Genomic DNA, 16462 nt, shown 5'->3' on the forward strand with positions numbered 1-16462 from the left:
CGGGCTTCGCCAGCGACTCCATCTGGAGGGAGTCGCTGGCGAAGCTATGTCTGAAAGGATCTTTCTAAAAAAATCCCCTCAAGACAGTTGCTCCCACAGGATTGTCACTGTGCAGTACCTGTGGGAGCCGGCTTGCCGGCGATAGGGCCGTTATAGGAGAAAGGCTTACTCCCCGCGGTTTTTCTTGACGATGGTGTCTGCAATACTCGCCGGCGCCTCGGCGTAGCGGGTGAACTCCATCGAGAAACTCGCCCGGCCCTGGGTCATCGAGCGCATCGAGGTGGCGTAGCCGAACATCTCGCCCAAAGGCACCTCGGCACGGATCACTTTGCCGGCCGGGGTTTCGTCGCCATCCTGGATCATGCCCCGGCGCCGGCTCAGGTCGCCGAGGATATCGCCCTGGTACTCCTCGGGCGTCACCACCTCGACCTTCATCACCGGTTCCAGCAATACCGCGCCGCCTTTCTGCGACAGCTGCTTGGTGGCCATGGAGGCGGCAATCTTGTAGGCCATCTCGTTGGAGTCGACGTCGTGGTACGAGCCGTCGAACACCGCCGCCTTGAGGTTGATCAGCGGGTAGCCGGCGAGCACGCCGTTCTTCATCTGCTCCTCGATGCCTTTCTGGATCGCCGGGATGTATTCGCGCGGCACCACGCCGCCGACAATCTCGTTGACGAACTCCAGCCCTTCCTTGCCTTCGTCGCCTGGGGCGAAGCGGATCCAGCAATGGCCATACTGGCCGCGTCCGCCCGATTGGCGCACGAAACGCCCTTCGATTTCGCAGGTGTTGCGGATCTTCTCGCGGTAGGCCACCTGCGGCTTGCCGATATTGGCTTCGACGTTGAACTCGCGGCGCATGCGGTCGACGATGATGTCCAGGTGCAACTCGCCCATGCCGGAGATGATGGTCTGGCCGGTTTCCTCGTCGGTCTTGACCCGGAACGACGGGTCCTCCTGGGCCAGCTTGCCCAGGGCGATGCCCATCTTCTCCTGGTCGCCCTTGGTCTTCGGCTCCACCGCCACCGAGATCACCGGGTCGGGGAAATCCATGCGCTCGAGGATGATCGGCTTGTCCATGTCGCACAGGGTGTCGCCGGTGGTCACGTCCTTCATGCCGATCAGTGCGGCGATATCGCCGGCGCACACGTCCTTGATCTCGGCGCGCTGGTTGGCGTGCATCTGCACCATGCGGCCGATGCGCTCCTTCTTGCCCTTGACGGAGTTGAGCACCGCATTGCCCGAGCTGAGCACGCCGGAATACACCCGGGCGAAGGTCAGGGTGCCGACGAACGGGTCGGTGGCGATCTTGAAGGCCAGGGCCGAGAACGGCTCCTTGTCGTCGGCGTGGCGTTCCAGGTGCTTGTCTTCATCGTCCGGGTCAGTGCCCTTGATCGCCGGGATTTCGGACGGGGCGGGCAGGTAGTCGATCACCGCGTCGAGCATCAGCGGCACGCCCTTGTTCTTGAATGACGAGCCGAGGATGGTCGGGACGATTTCGTTGGCGATGGTGCGTTGGCGCAGGGCGGCCTTGATTTCCTCGGTGGTGAATTCCTCACCTTCAAGGTACTTCAGGGTCAGTGCTTCGCTGGCATCCGCCGCCGCTTCCAGCATATGGGCACGCCACTCGTCGGCCAGGGCCTGCAGTTCAGCGGGGATCGCTTCCTCGCGGTAGCTGGTGCCCTGGTCGGCATCGTTCCAGTAGATGGCTTTCATCTTCACCAGGTCGATCTGGCCAATGAAGTTCTCCTCGCTGCCGATGGCCAACTGGATCGGCACCGGGTGGTGGCCCAGGCGCTGGTCGATCTGTTTCACCACACGCAAGAAGTCCGCGCCCTGGCGGTCCATCTTGTTGATGTAGGCCAGGCGCGGCACATGGTACTTGTTGGCCTGGCGCCACACGGTCTCGGACTGCGGCTCGACCCCATCGGCGCCGCTGAACACCACCACCGCGCCATCGAGCACGCGCAGCGAGCGCTCCACCTCGATGGTGAAGTCGACGTGGCCTGGGGTGTCGATGATATTGAAGCGGTACTTGTGCTCGAACTGCTTGGTCGAGCCCTGCCAGAAGGCCGTGGTGGCCGCCGAGGTGATGGTGATGCCGCGCTCCTGCTCCTGAGCCATCCAGTCCATGGTCGCGGCGCCGTCGTGCACCTCGCCCATCTTGTGGTTGACCCCGGTGTAGAACAGGATCCGTTCGGTGGTGGTGGTCTTGCCGGCATCCACGTGAGCGACAATGCCGATATTGCGGTACAGCTCGATGGGAGTCGTGCGGGCCATGGCGGGTCACCTGCGGGTGAGGATTCTCCCAAGGTAGCAGAGCGGGAGAATCCTGCCGGGGCGACCGTCAGTCGGCGAGCACCTGCAGCTGCCATTGGCCCTCGGCTTCACGCGCCAGGCCGCTGGCCGGCAACAGGGCCAGCAGGCGTTCGTGCAGGGCCGCGTCGGTGAAGGCCTTGAGGGTGGCCATGTCCAGCGCGCCGATGGTGATCAGTTCGGCCTTGGTGTAGGACAGCCACGCCTTCTTCAGCACCATCAACACGTCGCTGCCGGCGGTGCTGGCGAAGCGTCGGTGCAAGGTGCGGCCTTCCAGTTCGAAGCTGTGGCGGTGGCTATAGGTGCTCTCGTCACCATTGCCCTCAACGCAGCGGTGGCAGCGGCAGGGGCCGTCGCCGAAAGCGTTGCGCAGGTAGGCGTTGAAGTCCACGACGGGCTTGAGGGTCAGGCGTTTGTCGACCTCGAACAGGTCGGCGATCAGGGGTTGTTCTGCGCTCACTCGGTATCCTCGCGTGGTGGGGCATGCATCGGCGGGCACCCTAACAGATCGGCGCCCGCGAGGCCATGTCAGCCAGGTCGCAGGGCCTCCCGTGGGAGCGGGCCTGCCCCGCGATGAGCCGGTAGAGACAACCCCGAGCGTCTGCCGTACTCTTGTCACCCATTTTCAGCCCCATACCCCGAGGTAACCCCGCTTGAGCAGCAAATACCCCTACATCGCCACCGTGACCGTCAGCGCCGAAGACCGTGGGGGCGACACCGAGGCTTCGGAGAACAGCAGCATGCGCGTGGGCCTCGAGGCGGTAACCGAAGTGCTGAAGAAGGTGCATTTCGTCGGAACGCTCGCGGCACCGGAAAAAGGCGCCACGCACATCTGCGTCACGCTGGAGAACGGTCTCACTTACTACGGCCTGATCGTCAACGGCCATGCCGAACTCGAAGGCGGCTGGATCGCCTTCGAATGCGACATGCCCACCCCCGAAGAGCTGGGCCTGTAACCCTTACCCCAGTTCAGCCAGGCACTGCTCGAGGATGTCCAGCCCTTCCTCGAGCACCTCGGCCTCGATGGTCAGCGGCGCCAACAGGCGGATGATATGCCGCGCCTTGCCACTGGGCATCAGCAGCAACCCCTTGGCACGCGCCGCCTCCAGCACCTTGGCCAGTTGCGCCGGTGCCGGGCTGCCATCGCCGTTGACGAACTCCAGCCCGCGCATGGCGCCGACGCCGGTCAGGCGGCCGAGCGAACTGGACAATCCTGCGGCTTTCCAGCGTGCATGGCGTGCGACGATGGCCTGTTCCTGGCGTTCGCCCCAGGTGGCGAGGTTGGCGTCGGTCATCTGCGCAAGGCTCGCCAAGGCCGCCGCACAGGCGATCGGATTGCCCGAGTAGGTGCCGCCCAGGCCGCCCTTGGGCAGCGAGTCCATGATCTCCCGGCGGCCGACCACCGCGCCCAGGGGCATGCCTCCGGCGATGCTCTTGGCCAGCAGCAGCAGGTCCGGCTCGATGCCCAGTCGGGGGAAGGCGAAACGCTGCCCGGTGCGGCCGAAACCGGACTGGATCTCGTCGACGATGATCAATATCCCGTGGCTGTCGCAGAAGCGGCGCAAGGCCTGGGCGAAGCTCGGATCGAGGGCGAGGAAACCACCTTCCCCCTGCACCGGCTCGAAGATGAACGCCGTCACGTCCTCCACCGCCAACTCCACACTGAACAGGCGTTCCATGGCCTTGAGCGCCTGTTCGCAGCTCACTCCGGTGTCCGGGCTGGGGTAGGGCAGGTGATAGACCGGGCCTGGCAGTTCCCCCACGCGTTGCTTGTACGGGGCTACCTTGCCATTGAGGTTGAGGGTGGCCAGGGTGCGGCCATGGAAGCCGCCGTCGAAGGCGATGACAGCGCGCTTGCCGGTGGCGCCGCGGGCGACCTTAAGCGCGTTTTCCGCCGCTTCCGCGCCGCTGTTGGTCAGCATGCCGGCCAACGGGTAGCTGACCGGGACGAATTCACGCAGGCGCTCCATGAGCTCCAGGTAGGGGCCGTGGGGCGCCGCGTTGAAGGCGTAGTGGGTCAGGCGCGTGGCCTGCTGCTGGATCGCTTCGACTACCGCTGGATTGCAGTGGCCCAGGTTGAGCACGCCGATGCCGCCGACGAAGTCGATGTAGCGCTTGCCGGTGATATCCCAGACTTCGGCATTGCGACCATGGGAAAGCGTGATCGGGTGAACGATGGCAATGGACTGGCTGATGCTTGGCTGATTCATGTGCGCGGCGCCTGTGATTCGATGGCGTGAATATCGAAGCGTGCCGGGGGTATCCGCAAACGATTTATTGGATTGCTGTCATTCCTTTGAGTCATGAAATTATGCGGGGCCTGCCTACGCCGCCCGCTTGCTGGAATCGCGCCAAGATAAAAGGCGGCTGTCCCTTAAGGGGCAGCCGCCTTTTGCTGTTTCGCTTCGAGCCTTCGACCGTTGGGGTCAGTGGCGACGCTTGTGCTTGCGGTTGCTGTCACCCATGTGGTTGCCGATGGCGCCACCGGCCGCGCCGCCCAGACCTGCGCCAATGGTCGATCCGTTGGAGCCGCCGAGCTTGCCGCCAATCAGCGAACCGCCCGCCGAGCCCAGGCCGCCACCGATGGCCGCTTCGGTACGGTTGCCCTTGCGCGCGCCGACCGCGCTGCCGGCCGCGCCACCGAGACCGGCGCCGATGGCCGCACCGGTGCTGCCGCCGATCTGTTTGCCCACGACGTTGCCCAGGGCGCCACCCAGGCCGCCGCCGATGGCCGCGGTGCCGTCACCGGCGAAAGCGCCCTGGCAGAGCAGCAGGCCGAGGGCGAGGGAAGGCAGAGTCAGACGCATGTTATGAACCTCAGGGGAGTCATCAGGGGTAGATTGCCGCACGCTCGCGGCGAGTCAGGGTTGCAAGGACGCTTCAGCGGTAGTAGCGGTCACGGTACTGGCGGTCGTCATCGTCGCGGTCATGGCGATGGTGGTGACGGTGGCCGCGGTCACGATCGCGCCAGCCATCGTCATCATCGTGGTAATGGTTGCTGTAGCAGCCGCCGAGCAGCAGCAGGGTGGCGACCATGGAAAGGCTTGCAAGGCGTGTCATCACGATATAGGTCCTTGATCCGCAACGGTTTACGCGGTACCTCCTGAGACCGAAGGCGATCGATTTGGTTCTTGGGCGCGCAAGATTTTATTGCGGCGGCGATGAACGGCGGCGGTGATTCACCTGCTGCCCCCGCAATGCTAGAGTCACCTTCTTTTTTTTGTCCCGAGGATGGAACATGCGAGCAATTCTGCCGATCACCGTGGCGCTGCTGCTGGCGGGCTGTGCATCGTCGACCATGGAAGCGGCGCGCGGCGGCGCACCCACCGCGCAGCTGGATTCGCACAAGACGCCGGATCTGGTGGCCCAGTGCATTCAGTTCAGCTGGCAGGAAGAGAACACCTTCGGGGTCGACGCCAGCGGCTACCTGGAGGCTCGCAAGCAAGGTGGATTCACGGTTTATACCCGCGAAGCCGAGTCGTTCGTCGACGTTTACGCCCAGGCCGGCGGGACGCGGGTGGACTACTACGCGCAGAAGAACGACGGCATGGCCCTGCGCCGACGGGCGGCAGCCGCGACCTGCCTGTAGGTCGCGCCCGGTCAGTGGCCCGATATCACATCGGCAGCAGCCGGTCCTGAATCACCTCCTTCATCACCAGCGTCGAACTCAGGCGCTTCACATTGGGAATGCTGGTCAGCTGTTCGTCATACAGCTTCTGGAAGGCCGGCAGGTCCCTGGCCACCACGTGCAGCAGGTAGTCGGGGTCGCCGAACAGGCGCTGGGCCTCGACGATCTGCGGGATCTCCCCCAGCGCCGCCTCGAAGTCCGCCACCGGCTGGCGGGTCACCTCGCGCAGGGTCACGAACACCAGCGCGGCGAAGTTCAAACCCAAGGCCGCCGGGGCCAGGCGGGCGTGGTAACCGAGGATGGCGCCTGAGTCCTCCAGCGCCTTGAGGCGCCGGTGGCAGGGCGACAGGCTCAAGCCGACGCGGTCGGCCAGTTCGGTCACGGACAGGCGCCCGTCTTTTTGTAGCTCGGCAAGGATCTTTCGATCTGTTCGATCCATGGGGAAGATTCTTCCATTACTTGGTTTGGTACGGGGAATATACGAAAGAAAATCCCTGGGCGATATCCGTAGTCTTTCTTTCACCGAAACCTGTGTAAGGAAGGCTCGAAATGGCCATGAGTGTACTGACGGCGTTCTGGGCCGTTTCCCTGCTGTTCGTGATCACCCCCGGCGCCGACTGGGCCTACGCCATCTCGGCCGGCATGCGCGGGCGCTGGGTAGTGCCGGCGGTGGCGGGCATGCTGTCCGGCCATCTGCTCGTTACCTTGGTGGTGGCCGCCGGAGTCGGCAGCCTGATTGCCGGGCACCCGCTGGCGCTGAGCTTGCTGACCCTTGCAGGTTGCGTGTACCTGTTGTGGCTGGGTGGCAACCTGCTGCTGAGCCCGGCCGTGCCCGAGGCCGGCGCCGGAGGTGGGCAGGACTCGGGGTCGCGCTGGGCATTCAAGGGCTTGTGCGTCAGCGGCCTCAACCCCAAGGTGTTCCTGCTGTTCCTGGCGTTGCTGCCGCAGTTCACCGACCCGCAGTCGAGCTGGCCGGTGCCCTTGCAGATCCTGCTGCTGGGGTTGGTGCACCTGGGCAGTTCGCTGGTGATCTACCTGATGGTCGGCTACGGTGCCAAGGCCGTGCTGCGCACCCGGCCTGCCGCGGCGCAGGCCGTGGGCCGGTTGTCCGGTGGAGTGATGATCCTGATTGCCGTGGGGCTGATTGCCGGGCAGTTGCGTTGAGCCTGTCAAGCACGGCGGGTTGGGCTATGCTGACGGCCCTCACGATTCGGACCTGACCCTCATGAAATACGCCGCCGCACTTCTGCTCAGCCTGCTGGCGCTCGTGGCCCACGCCGCGCAACCCGGCGACACCCTCGCGCCCTGGACATTGCTCGATCAGTACGACCAGCCCTACAGCCTGGGGGCCGATACCCGAGTCCTGCTGGTCGCCCGCGACATGGACGGCGCCAAGCTGGTCAAGGCGGCCCTGGCCGAACAGCCCAAAGGCTACCTGGAGGCGCGGCACGCGGTGTTCGTCGCGGATATCCAGCGCATGCCGGCGCTGATCAGCAAGCTGTTCGCCATCCCGGCCATGCGCGACTACAGCTACCGCGTGCTGCTCGACCGCGAAGGCCGGGTCGCCAGCCGCTATGCCGGGGACGAAGGCAAGGTGCTATGGCTGGCGCTGGATCACGGCGTGGTGGCAGCGCGCAACAGCTACGCCGATGCTGATGCCTTGAAGGCTGCGTTGGACCAGGCTGGCCGCTGAACTGGCCTGCCAGCCGCTCAGGAAAAGGCCCGGCGCAATAGTTGCGGCAGTACCTCACCCGCCTTGCCGGGCAGCATGAACGCCCGCGGGTGCTCGCAGGGCACAGGCTGCGGATTGACATGCACCACCGTCGCCCCCGCAGCCAGTGCCATGCGAGGTATCGAGGCTGCTGGCTGTACCAGGCCTGATGTGCCTACAGAAAGCAGTACATCGCACTGTCGCGCGGCGGCGAATGCCTGCTCCAGTACCGCCTCGGGCAACATCTCGCCAAACCACACCACACCGGGGCGCAGCGGCCCGGCGCAGCAAGCGCAGCGCGGTGGTTCCATACGGCAGCCGTGAGCGGCCTCCTCGGGCAGTGCCACGGGCTCATCCGCCGGGCGCGCGCAGTCCAGGCAGCGAAAGGCATCCAGCCGCCCATGCAGGTGCAGCACGGCGCGGCTGCCGGCGCGTTCGTGCAGGTCGTCGACGTTCTGCGTTACCAGGGTCAGCTTCGGCACCTGCGCGGCCAGCGCGGCGATGGCCAGGTGACCCGCGTTGGGCGCGGCCTTGGCGATCCCGGCGCGGCGCATCTGGTACCAGCCCCAGACCAGCGCCGGGTCGGCGCGAAAGCCCTCGGCGCTGGCCAGCTGCGCCGGATCGAAGCGCGCCCACAGGCCGGTCAGCTTGTCGCGAAACGTGGCTATGCCACTTTCCGCGGACACCCCGGCACCGGTGAACACCACCACGTGGCGGGCCTGGGCAAGCAGCGTCGGATCGAATGGCATGAGGGCTCCCATGGTGCGGTGCAGGGCGGTCGGTCACTGTGCCAGTGGGTCGCGGGCCGGACAAGATCCGAGTGAACCCTTGGCGCACGTGGCAACCCAAGCCAGTACAGCCAATAGGAGAAGACTCATGGAAATCGGAACAATCTGGTTCGTTGTCGCGCTCATCGTCATCCTCCTGGAAATCTGGGCCATCTGGCACATCATCGGCAGTGATCGGCGCGCCGAGCGCAAGATGCTGTGGGTGGTGTTCGTCGTCTATGCACCGTTCCCAGGCCTGTTGTTCTGGGCCTGGCGTGGGCCGCGCGCGGTGAAGGGCAGGGCGGTGCTGCAGGAAAAATAGGCGCCGACCAAGGTGTGGCAGGCGGGGCTTGACCTCGACTTAACCTGAGGTTTGATACTCGGCCGCTCTTTCCATCGATGGAGCGATACCATGACCCAGCCAGCCGCCTTTGCCCTGAGCAACCCCGAAGGCCTCTACGACCCCAGTGGCAATGCCTATTCCCACGTCGCCGAGGTACGCGCCGGCAGCCGCCTGCTGTATATCGCCGGCCAGGGCGGCGAGGACCTGCAGGGCAAGTTGTCGGCACGTTTCGACGAGCAGGCGCGCCAGGCCCTGGTGAACCTGAAGATCGCCTTGGCCTCCCGTGGGGCAACGCTCGAGCACGTGTGCAAGCTCACCCTGCTGGTGGTCGACCATTCCGAGGCGCGGCTGCGCCAGTGGGTGGCCGAGGCCGAGCGTGCCTGGGGCGGCAGGATGACCCCGACCTGCACCTTGATCCCGGTGCCGCGCCTGGCGCTGGACGGCATGCTGGTGGAAGTGGACGCGGTGGCGGCCTTGCCGCAGGTTTGACAAAGCCCGCATCCATCGGCGTGGCGACGCGCCGCGAGGATGGATGCGCCGCCGCCCCGCTGCAAACGCCTGAGCGCCCAGGTAGACTCGCGCTCCCGCATTCATCGAGCCTGTTCCATGACCCTCCCTGTCGAACTGCTCCAGTCCGGCCCCGAGCATGCCGACCTGGTGCGCAACCTCTACCAGTTCTACGCCTACGAGTCCTCTGACTGGGAGCAGGAGGATGTCGAGGCGGATGGGCGCTTCTACCTCCACGAGCCGCACTTCACCCGCTACTGGCAAACCCCGGGCTGGAGCGCCAGCCTGATACTGGTGGACGGTTTCGTCGCCGGCTTTCTGCTCATCGAGCGCAGTGAACTGCCCGGCATCGACGCCTGGGAGCTGGCCGACCTGTTCGTGCTCAAGAAATATCGCCGCCAGGGCGTGGGCCTGGCGGTAGCGCGGCGCACGCTGTGCGAGGGTCAAGGCGACTGGTTGGTGCGGTGCTACGGCGAGGATGCCCCGGCCCTGGCGTTCTGTCAGGCGGTACTGGCCGACCTGCCACGGCCGGTGCGGGAGATTGCCCTGGATGACGAGCCGTCGTTGCGCAACTTCCTGGTGACCCAGCGGCGGCACTGAAAGCTGCGGCTCTCAGGCGCAGCCGTTGAGGGAAACGGTTCGATCAGCGAACGGAATGTACCGGTTGGACCACAATGCTTTGTTCCTCCCGGAGGTTCTCTTCTAGAATCCGCCCATGCCCGGGCGCCATGCCGGGGCAATCGCCCGAGAGCCCCATGAGTTCCAGTACACCGTTGTCCGGAGTCAACCAGCCGCTGCGCGGTATCGCCTTGGTGGTGGTGGCTACCTTCCTGTTCGCCAGCCACGACGGTTTATCGAAATTCCTCGGCGGGATCTACCCGGTCATCATGGTGGTGTGGGTCCGTTACCTGGTGCACACCTTGCTGATGGCCGGGATCTTCCTGCCCAAGGCCGGCCTGGCGGTACTGCGCACCCGCCGGCCATTGCTGCAGACCTTGCGTGCGCTGAGCCTGCTCAGCACCAGCCTGTTGTTCACCGCCGGGCTGCAGTATCTGCCGCTGGCGGAGGCGACCTCGGTCAACTTCCTCGCCCCGGTGCTGGTCACCGCATTGTCGGTGCCGCTGCTCAAGGAGCGGGTGACCCCGGGACAGTGGCTGGCGGTGGTCATGGGCTTCGTCGGGGTGCTGGTGGTGGTGCACCCGGGTGGCGCGATGTTTACCCCGGCAATCCTGTTTCCCTTCGGTTCGGCCCTGGGTTTTTGCTTCTATCAGTTGCTGACGCGCAAGCTGGCGGCCCATGACAGCCCGACCACCAGCAACTTCTACGCAGGCGTGTGCAACACCCTGATCATGACGGCGCTGGTGCCGTTCTTCTGGCAGACGCCGCAGTGGCCGCATGTACCGCTGATGCTGGCGTTGGGCGGCTGCGGGATGACCGCGCACCTGCTGCTGACCCAGGCGTTCCGCCATGCCGCGCCGGCGTTGCTGGCGCCGTTCAGCTATTGCCAGATCGTGTTCGCCGGGTTGCTGGGGTTGGTGGTGTTCGCACAGGTGCCGGACAGTACCAGCCTGGTCGGTATCGCGGTGATCTGCCTCAGCGGGCTTGGGGCTGCCTGGATGCAGCGGCGACGTTGAACGGCCCTTATCCCGCGCGTCCTTCGTGCTGCTTGCGGTACGCCCCCGGCTGCACCCCGACGGCCTTGGCGAAGGCCCGGGTGAATGCCGCCACCGACTGATACCCGGCCTGCGCGCCTACCTGCTCGACGGTATTGCCGGCCTTGAGCAACTGGCAGGCATGACGCATGCGCAGGGCCAGCAGCACCTGCCCGGGGGATTGCCCGGCCAGTTCGTTGAAGCGCTTGAAGAACGCCGAGCGCGACAGCCCCGCGCAGGCCGCCATGGCCTCCAGCGTCCAGGCCTGGCCTGGTGCCTCGATCAAGCGCTCCAGCAACCCGGCGAAGGTCGGCTGGCGGGCGAGGGCGACCAGCCCGCCCAACGCTTGGCCGTCGTGTGCCTGCTGGCGCAGCACATAGAGGAACAACAGGTGGGTCAGGCGTTCGAGCAGCGCCTGGGACGGCTGCGGGCGCCGGCACTCCTCGAGGATCAGCCCGAACAGCGCCCGCGCCGCGCTGCCGGCGGGGTCGCTGGCGTGCAGCAGGATCCAGTCCGCCAGCCCGTCGACGATCAATGACGACAACCCCGACTGGAAGTGGAAGAAACCACATACCAGCCCCACGCCGTCCCCGGCTTCCAGGTCCAGCGCCTGCATGCTCCGGCGTGGCTGGGCACAGGCGTCGGCGGCATCCTCGTCGCCGGACAATCGATAGGCCAGGTCACGCAAGAGGAACACCGCATCGCCGCTCTCCAGGCGCAGCGGCTGCGCCTGGCCGTCGATGTGCAGCCAGCAATGGCCCTGCACCACCAGGTGGAAACTGGCCCGACCCAGGCCCTGGGTGCTGGCATGCCAGCCACCGCAGTAGCGGCCCACATGGAACAGGCTGGCATCGAGCTCCAGGCTCTCTAATAACCAATCGACGAGGGGGCTGGAAGAAATCATCTAATGCAAGGACTCTGGAGCAAGGAAAGGCGACTGATGAATATGGATGCTACTTCTTATAACCAACAGACTGTAGCGACCTACATCAAAGGAGACCACTCCATGTCCGCGCGCATTACTCTACACAGCCTGCAGACCGCTCCGGAAGCCGCCCGCCCGTTCCTCGAGAATGCGCAGAAGAACTCCGGCTTCATCCCCAACCTGCTGGGCATCCTGGCCAACGCCCCGGCGGCGCTGGAAACCTACGTCACCGTTTCGGCGCTCAACGGCAAGTCCGAGCTGACCCTGGCCGAGCGCGAAGTGGTGCAGCTGATCGCCGCCACCCAGCACGGTTGCGACTTCTGTGTCGCCGGCCACACCGCGGTGGCCCTGAACAAGGCCAAGCTGCCTCAGGAAGTGGTCGATGCCCTGCGTGCCCGCGGCGAACTGCCCGACGCCCGCTACGAGACCCTGGCCGCGTTCGCCCGTGAAGTGATCGCCACCCGCGGCAACGTCAGCGACGCCACCTACCAGGCCTTCCGTGAAGCCGGTTTCAGCGAAGGCAACGCGCTGGAAGTGATTCTCGGTATCAGCCTCGCAACCCTGTGCAACTTTGCTAATGTGTTCGCCCAGACGCCGCTCAACGACGAGCTCGGCAAATACCGCTGGCAGCCTTCGGCCTGACCGAGGCCTGATGCCGGCGCGCCCGGCGTTTCAAAAGGAGTTAGGGACATGCTTGACCATGCATTTCGACAATGGCTGGATGCCAATGCCGAGGCCATTGACCAGGGCCAGTGCGATCCGCACCTGGTGCTGGCGCAGATCGCCGAGTCGCAGTTGCTGCGCATCGGCGTCGACCCGGCCCTGGGTGGCACGGGCGGCGATGTCAGCGAGGCGGTCGAGGCTATCGCGGCCATCGCCAGCCGGTCGCTGGCCGCGGCCTTCGTCTGCTGGGGCCAGCGCGCCTTCATCGAATACCTGCTGCAAAGCCCCAACCGGGAGCTGTGCAAACGGCTGATGCCCGACCTGCTCAAGGGCGAACTTGCCGGGGCCACCGGCCTGTCCAATGCCATGAAGTTCCTCTCTGGCATCGAGGCCTTGCAGGTGCGTGGCCGCCTTGCGGCCGATGGCTGGAACCTCGAAGGCCGGCTGCATTGGGTGACCAACCTGCGCAAGCGCGGTTTCGTGGTGGCGGCGGCCATCGAGGATGACGCCGGCGGCGCGCCGTTCGTGGTCGCCATTCCCTCCAACGCGCCCGGCCTGGAGCGTTCCGACGATCTGCAACTGATGGGCCTGCAGTCGAGCAACACCGCGGCGCTGGCGTTCCACCAGGTGCCCCTGGCCCGCGACTGGCTGCTGCATGACAACGCCCGCGAGTTCCTGCCCAAGGTGCGCCCGGCGTTCCTGGCGCTGCAGTGCGGCATGGCCATGGGCCTGGCCCGGCGTGCGTTGGATGAAGTGCAGGCGCACCTGCAAGGCCGTGGCTCGTTCCTCGAAGAGGCCCGCCAGGTGCTCAAGGAACGCCTGGAGAATACTGTCGGCGAGCTCAAGCAGGGGTTGCTCGACGGGCGTTTCCAGGGCCAACCGGCCGCCTTGTTCAAACTGCGCATCACCCTCGCCGAATGCGCCGCCGACGCCGTGCAGCTGGAGCTGCAAGCCAGCGGTGGCAAGGCCTACCTGACGGCCTATGGCGAAGGCTTCGCCCGGCGTTGGCGCGAGTCGGCGTTCGTGCCGATCGTCACCCCGAGCCTGGTGCAACTGCGCGCCGAACTGCAACGCCAGGCGGCCAGCGCATGACCGAGGTGCTGCTCGAAGCCTGTGACATCAGCCTGGGCTACCCGCGCGACGGTGGCTGGCGGGCGGTGCTGGAGCAGTTCGACCTGGCGCTGGCGCCCGGCGAGGTGGTGACCATCCTTGGCCCCAGCGGGGTCGGCAAGTCCAGCCTTTTGCGCGTGCTGGCGGGGCTGCAGCAGGCCCGTGGCGGCAGCGTGCAGCTGCGCGGCGAGCCACTGCAGGGCCCGCACCCGCGCCTTGCGGTGGCGTTCCAGGACCCAAGCCTGCTGCCCTGGCTGAGCCTGGAAAAGAACGTCGCCTTCGGCCTCGACTTCGCCCGCCAGCCCAAGCTGGCGGCGGCCGAGCGGCGTGCACGGATCGACCACGCCATCGACGCGGTGGGCCTGGCCCACGCCCGTGGGCAGTACCCGGCGCAACTGTCCGGCGGCATGGCCCAGCGTACTGCGCTGGCCCGCTGCCTGGCGCGCCAACCCGAGGTGCTGTTGCTGGACGAGCCGTTCGGCGCGCTGGACGAGGTGACCCGCGCCGACATGCAGCAACTGCTGCTGCAGCTGATTGCCACCCATAACACCGCCGCCGTGCTGATCACCCACGATATCGACGAAGCCCTGCTGCTGTCCGATCGCGTGCTGCTACTGGGCAACCACCCGGCGCGCACCCTCGGTCAGTGGCACATCGACCTGCCGCAGCCGCGCGCGCAACGGGTCGAGGAGCTGGGCGCGCTGCGTATCGAAATCCTCAAGACCCTTCGGCGGGCAAGCCGCACAGCCGAACCCACCCCATCCCCCTTGCCCTCGGAGGCTGTCCATGTGCATGGATGACTGCTGTTCCACCACGTCCCGTCGCGATTTTCTCAAGCTCAGCGCCATGCTCACAGCCGCTGGCGCCGTGCCGTTGCTGGCGAGCCTGCAGGCGCGCGCCGCCGCCGAGCCGGACGCGCCGGTGCGCATCGGCTACCTGCCGATCACCGATGCCACGCCACTGCTGGTGGCGCACAACAACGGCCTGTTCGAGGCCGAGGGCATCAAGGCCGAGCGCCCGGTGCTGCTGCGCAGTTGGGCCCAGGTGATCGAGGCATTCATCTCCGGGCAGGTCAACGTCATCCACCTGCTGTCGCCGATGACCGTGTGGGCGCGCTACGGCAGCAAGGTTCCAGCCAAGGTCGTGGCCTGGAACCACGTCGGCGGCTCGGGCCTGACCGTGGCCCCGGACATCACCGACATGAAGCAGCTCGGCGGCAAGACCGTGGCCATTCCGTTCTGGTACTCGATCCACAACGTGGTGCTGCAGCAGATGCTCACCGACAACGGCCTGAAGCCTGTGTCCAAGCCCGCCACCGCGCAGTTGGCGGACAACGAAGTCAACCTGCTGGTGCTGCCGCCTTCGGACATGCCGCCGGCCCTGGCCAGCAAGCGCATCGCCGGGTATATCGTCGCCGAACCGTTCAACGCCCTGGCCGAGAACCTCAAGGTCGGCCGCGTGCAGCGCTTCACCGGCGATGTCTGGCGCAACCACGCCTGCTGCGTGGTGTTCATGCACGAGCATGACCTGAACAATCGCCCGGAGTGGTCGCAGAAGGTGGTCAACGCCATCGTCAAGGCCCAGCACTGGACCCGCGAGCACCGCGCCGAGGCCGCGGCGTTGCTGTCCAAGGCCGGCCCCAACAAGTACACCCCGCACGAACCGGCGGTGCTGACCAAGGTGCTGGCGCCATCGGCCGATGACCGTGCCGGCTACATCGCCAGTGGCGCGATCCAGCACCACCAGTGGGACGAGAAACGCATCGACTTCCAGCCTTATCCGTTCCCCAGCTACACCGAGGAGTTGGTCAAGCGCCTGAAGAACACCCTGATCGTCGGCCAGAGCGATTTCCTTGCCGCCCTCGATCCGGCCCAGGCTGCCCGCGACCTGGTGGACGATCGCTTCGTGCGCAACGCCATCGCCGCGGTGGGTGGCCCGGCGGCGTTCGGCATTGCCGAGAATTTCCAGCGTAGCGAGGAGTTCGCGGTCTGATGCGCAGGCATTTCGTGCATGGCGCCCTGGGCCTGGCGGGCCTGGCGGCGCTGCTGTTGCTGTGGTGGGCGGGGGTGCGCCTGTTCGGCGCCGCCGATGGCCTGTCGGCGCGCTTCGCGCCCCAGGCCACGTTGCAAAGCCTGATCGAGCTGCTGGGGCAGGGTGAGGTCTACGGGCATATCTGGGTGAGCCTCGAGCGTATCCTCGTCGGCCTGCTGCTGGCGCTGCTGATTGGTGTGCCGTTGGGCCTGCTGGTGGGCAGCTATCGCCACCTGGAGGCGGCGACCACGCCGGCATTCCAGTTCCTGCGCATGATCTCGCCGCTGTCGTGGATGCCGGTGGTGGTGATGCTGATGGGCGTGGGCGACCAGCCGATTTACTTCCTGCTGGCCTTCGCCGCGCTGTGGCCGATCCTGCTCAACACCGCCGCCGGGGTGCGCCAGCTCGACCCGCGCTGGCTGCAGTTGAGCCGCAGCCTCAGCGCCACGCGCTGGGAGACGTTGTGCAAGGTGATCATCCCCGGGGTGATCGGCCATGTGCTGACCGGCGTGCGCCTGGCCATCGGCATCCTGTGGATCGTGCTGGTGCCGTGCGAAATGCTCGGGGTGAGTGCCGGGCTTGGCTATTTCATCCTCGACACCCGCGACCGCCTGGCCTATTCGGAGCTGATGGCGATGGTGCTGCTGATCGGCGTACTGGGGTTCATGCTCGATGCCTTGGCGCGGGCGCTGCATCGACGTTGGGTGCATGCCTGAACAAAGAAGGCGCGTATAGCGAATCCTGGCGCGGATCTGTGGGGGCGGCGTAGCGCAGCGCCCACAAAGTCCGCGTTCAATCTTGGTATCAAGCGC

General features: G+C 66.1%; 21 protein-coding genes. 13 read left to right on the forward strand and 8 right to left on the reverse strand.

The features are described from left to right. Nucleotides 1-165: 165 nt before the first annotated feature. Both fusA and DFS21_RS09240 read right to left on the reverse strand, forming a co-directional pair. Nucleotides 166-2277 (reverse strand): elongation factor G, encoded by a 2112-nt coding sequence (fusA, locus tag DFS21_RS09235; RefSeq protein WP_111532170.1) that lies wholly within the window; start codon nucleotides 2275-2277, stop codon nucleotides 166-168. Nucleotides 2278-2344: 67 nt separating this feature from the next. Continuing rightward, nucleotides 2345-2773 carry a hypothetical protein gene (locus DFS21_RS09240; protein ID WP_110700790.1) on the reverse strand — a complete coding sequence of 143 codons (429 nt, stop codon included), beginning with the start codon at nucleotides 2771-2773 and terminating at the stop codon, nucleotides 2345-2347. A 193-nt stretch (nucleotides 2774-2966) separates the two neighbouring features. Here DFS21_RS09240 and DFS21_RS09245 point away from each other — a divergent pair, with 193 nt between their 5' ends. Beyond that, the gene (locus tag DFS21_RS09245; RefSeq protein ID WP_110700788.1) at nucleotides 2967-3269 is read left to right on the forward strand and encodes a hypothetical protein; all 303 of its coding nucleotides are present in this window, start codon (nucleotides 2967-2969) and stop codon (nucleotides 3267-3269) included. Nucleotides 3270-3272: 3 nt separating this feature from the next. Here the strand turns inward: DFS21_RS09245 and DFS21_RS09250 are convergent, their stop codons facing one another. The 3 genes from DFS21_RS09250 to DFS21_RS09260 all read right to left on the reverse strand — a co-directional run bounded on the left by DFS21_RS09250 (nucleotide 3273) and on the right by DFS21_RS09260 (nucleotide 5373). Next, nucleotides 3273-4523 carry an aspartate aminotransferase family protein gene (locus DFS21_RS09250; protein ID WP_110700786.1) on the reverse strand — a complete coding sequence of 417 codons (1251 nt, stop codon included), beginning with the start codon at nucleotides 4521-4523 and terminating at the stop codon, nucleotides 3273-3275. Nucleotides 4524-4739: 216 nt separating this feature from the next. After that, complete coding sequence (locus DFS21_RS09255; protein WP_110700784.1) at nucleotides 4740-5120, reverse strand: glycine zipper domain-containing protein; 381 nt, start codon at nucleotides 5118-5120, stop codon at nucleotides 4740-4742. A 73-nt stretch (nucleotides 5121-5193) separates the two neighbouring features. Beyond that, complete coding sequence (locus tag DFS21_RS09260) at nucleotides 5194-5373, reverse strand: hypothetical protein (RefSeq protein ID WP_110700782.1); 180 nt, start codon at nucleotides 5371-5373, stop codon at nucleotides 5194-5196. Between the two features lie 178 nt (nucleotides 5374-5551). On the opposite strand from DFS21_RS09260, the gene DFS21_RS09265 reads away from it, so the two are divergent. Further along, nucleotides 5552-5902, forward strand: coding sequence for a hypothetical protein (locus DFS21_RS09265; protein WP_046855051.1), 351 nt, complete (start codon nucleotides 5552-5554; stop codon nucleotides 5900-5902). Nucleotides 5903-5927: 25 nt separating this feature from the next. Here DFS21_RS09265 and DFS21_RS09270 read toward each other — a convergent pair whose 3' ends face one another. Continuing rightward, nucleotides 5928-6380, reverse strand: coding sequence for an Lrp/AsnC family transcriptional regulator (locus DFS21_RS09270; RefSeq protein ID WP_110700780.1), 453 nt, complete (start codon nucleotides 6378-6380; stop codon nucleotides 5928-5930). A gap of 110 nt (nucleotides 6381-6490) precedes the next feature. On the opposite strand from DFS21_RS09270, the gene DFS21_RS09275 reads away from it, so the two are divergent. Both DFS21_RS09275 and DFS21_RS09280 read left to right on the forward strand, forming a co-directional pair. Further along, nucleotides 6491-7105 carry a LysE family translocator gene (locus DFS21_RS09275; RefSeq protein WP_110700778.1) on the forward strand — a complete coding sequence of 205 codons (615 nt, stop codon included), beginning with the start codon at nucleotides 6491-6493 and terminating at the stop codon, nucleotides 7103-7105. A 61-nt stretch (nucleotides 7106-7166) separates the two neighbouring features. Next, complete coding sequence (locus DFS21_RS09280) at nucleotides 7167-7634, forward strand: FAD/FMN-containing dehydrogenase (protein ID WP_111532315.1); 468 nt, start codon at nucleotides 7167-7169, stop codon at nucleotides 7632-7634. Nucleotides 7635-7651: 17 nt separating this feature from the next. On the opposite strand, the gene DFS21_RS09285 is transcribed toward DFS21_RS09280, so the two are convergent. Beyond that, nucleotides 7652-8401, reverse strand: a complete 750-nt coding sequence (locus tag DFS21_RS09285; protein WP_110700776.1) for an NAD-dependent deacylase — start codon at nucleotides 8399-8401, stop codon at nucleotides 7652-7654. Nucleotides 8402-8528: 127 nt separating this feature from the next. Between DFS21_RS09285 and DFS21_RS09290 the strand changes: the two genes are divergently transcribed. From DFS21_RS09290 to DFS21_RS09305, 4 genes are all read left to right on the forward strand, one after another. Next, a complete protein-coding gene (locus DFS21_RS09290; protein WP_110700774.1) occupies nucleotides 8529-8741 on the forward strand; it encodes a PLDc N-terminal domain-containing protein in 213 nt (70 codons plus the stop codon). A 90-nt stretch (nucleotides 8742-8831) separates the two neighbouring features. Next, nucleotides 8832-9251: a RidA family protein gene (locus DFS21_RS09295; RefSeq protein WP_110700773.1), complete on the forward strand. Its 420-nt coding sequence runs from the start codon at nucleotides 8832-8834 to the stop codon at nucleotides 9249-9251. A gap of 117 nt (nucleotides 9252-9368) precedes the next feature. Continuing rightward, a complete protein-coding gene (locus DFS21_RS09300) occupies nucleotides 9369-9869 on the forward strand; it encodes a GNAT family N-acetyltransferase (RefSeq protein ID WP_110700771.1) in 501 nt (166 codons plus the stop codon). Between the two features lie 155 nt (nucleotides 9870-10024). After that, the gene (locus tag DFS21_RS09305) at nucleotides 10025-10903 is read left to right on the forward strand and encodes a DMT family transporter (RefSeq protein WP_110700769.1); all 879 of its coding nucleotides are present in this window, start codon (nucleotides 10025-10027) and stop codon (nucleotides 10901-10903) included. A 7-nt stretch (nucleotides 10904-10910) separates the two neighbouring features. On the opposite strand, the gene DFS21_RS09310 is transcribed toward DFS21_RS09305, so the two are convergent. Beyond that, nucleotides 10911-11825 carry an AraC family transcriptional regulator gene (locus tag DFS21_RS09310; RefSeq protein WP_110700767.1) on the reverse strand — a complete coding sequence of 305 codons (915 nt, stop codon included), beginning with the start codon at nucleotides 11823-11825 and terminating at the stop codon, nucleotides 10911-10913. 102 nt (nucleotides 11826-11927) lie between these two features. On the opposite strand from DFS21_RS09310, the gene DFS21_RS09315 reads away from it, so the two are divergent. Genes DFS21_RS09315 through DFS21_RS09335 form a run of 5 tightly spaced genes read left to right on the forward strand, consistent with a single transcriptional unit; the run spans nucleotide 11928 to nucleotide 16366 of the window. Then, complete coding sequence (locus DFS21_RS09315) at nucleotides 11928-12488, forward strand: carboxymuconolactone decarboxylase family protein (RefSeq protein WP_102684087.1); 561 nt, start codon at nucleotides 11928-11930, stop codon at nucleotides 12486-12488. Nucleotides 12489-12536: 48 nt separating this feature from the next. Then, nucleotides 12537-13601 (forward strand): acyl-CoA dehydrogenase family protein, encoded by a 1065-nt coding sequence (locus DFS21_RS09320; protein WP_110700765.1) that lies wholly within the window; start codon nucleotides 12537-12539, stop codon nucleotides 13599-13601. Beyond that, complete coding sequence (locus DFS21_RS09325) at nucleotides 13598-14419, forward strand: ABC transporter ATP-binding protein (protein WP_111532171.1); 822 nt, start codon at nucleotides 13598-13600, stop codon at nucleotides 14417-14419. The genes DFS21_RS09320 and DFS21_RS09325 overlap by 4 nt, the downstream gene beginning before the upstream one ends. Continuing rightward, the gene (locus tag DFS21_RS09330; RefSeq protein ID WP_111532172.1) at nucleotides 14406-15611 is read left to right on the forward strand and encodes an ABC transporter substrate-binding protein; all 1206 of its coding nucleotides are present in this window, start codon (nucleotides 14406-14408) and stop codon (nucleotides 15609-15611) included. The genes DFS21_RS09325 and DFS21_RS09330 overlap by 14 nt, the downstream gene beginning before the upstream one ends. Further along, nucleotides 15611-16366, forward strand: coding sequence for an ABC transporter permease (locus DFS21_RS09335; RefSeq protein ID WP_111532173.1), 756 nt, complete (start codon nucleotides 15611-15613; stop codon nucleotides 16364-16366). Before DFS21_RS09330 ends, DFS21_RS09335 begins: the two co-directional genes overlap by 1 nt. Nucleotides 16367-16462 lie beyond the last annotated feature (96 nt).

Origin of the sequence: Pseudomonas sp. 2848 (genome assembly GCF_003253945.1) — a bacterium.
Classification (GTDB): domain Bacteria; phylum Pseudomonadota; class Gammaproteobacteria; order Pseudomonadales; family Pseudomonadaceae; genus Aquipseudomonas.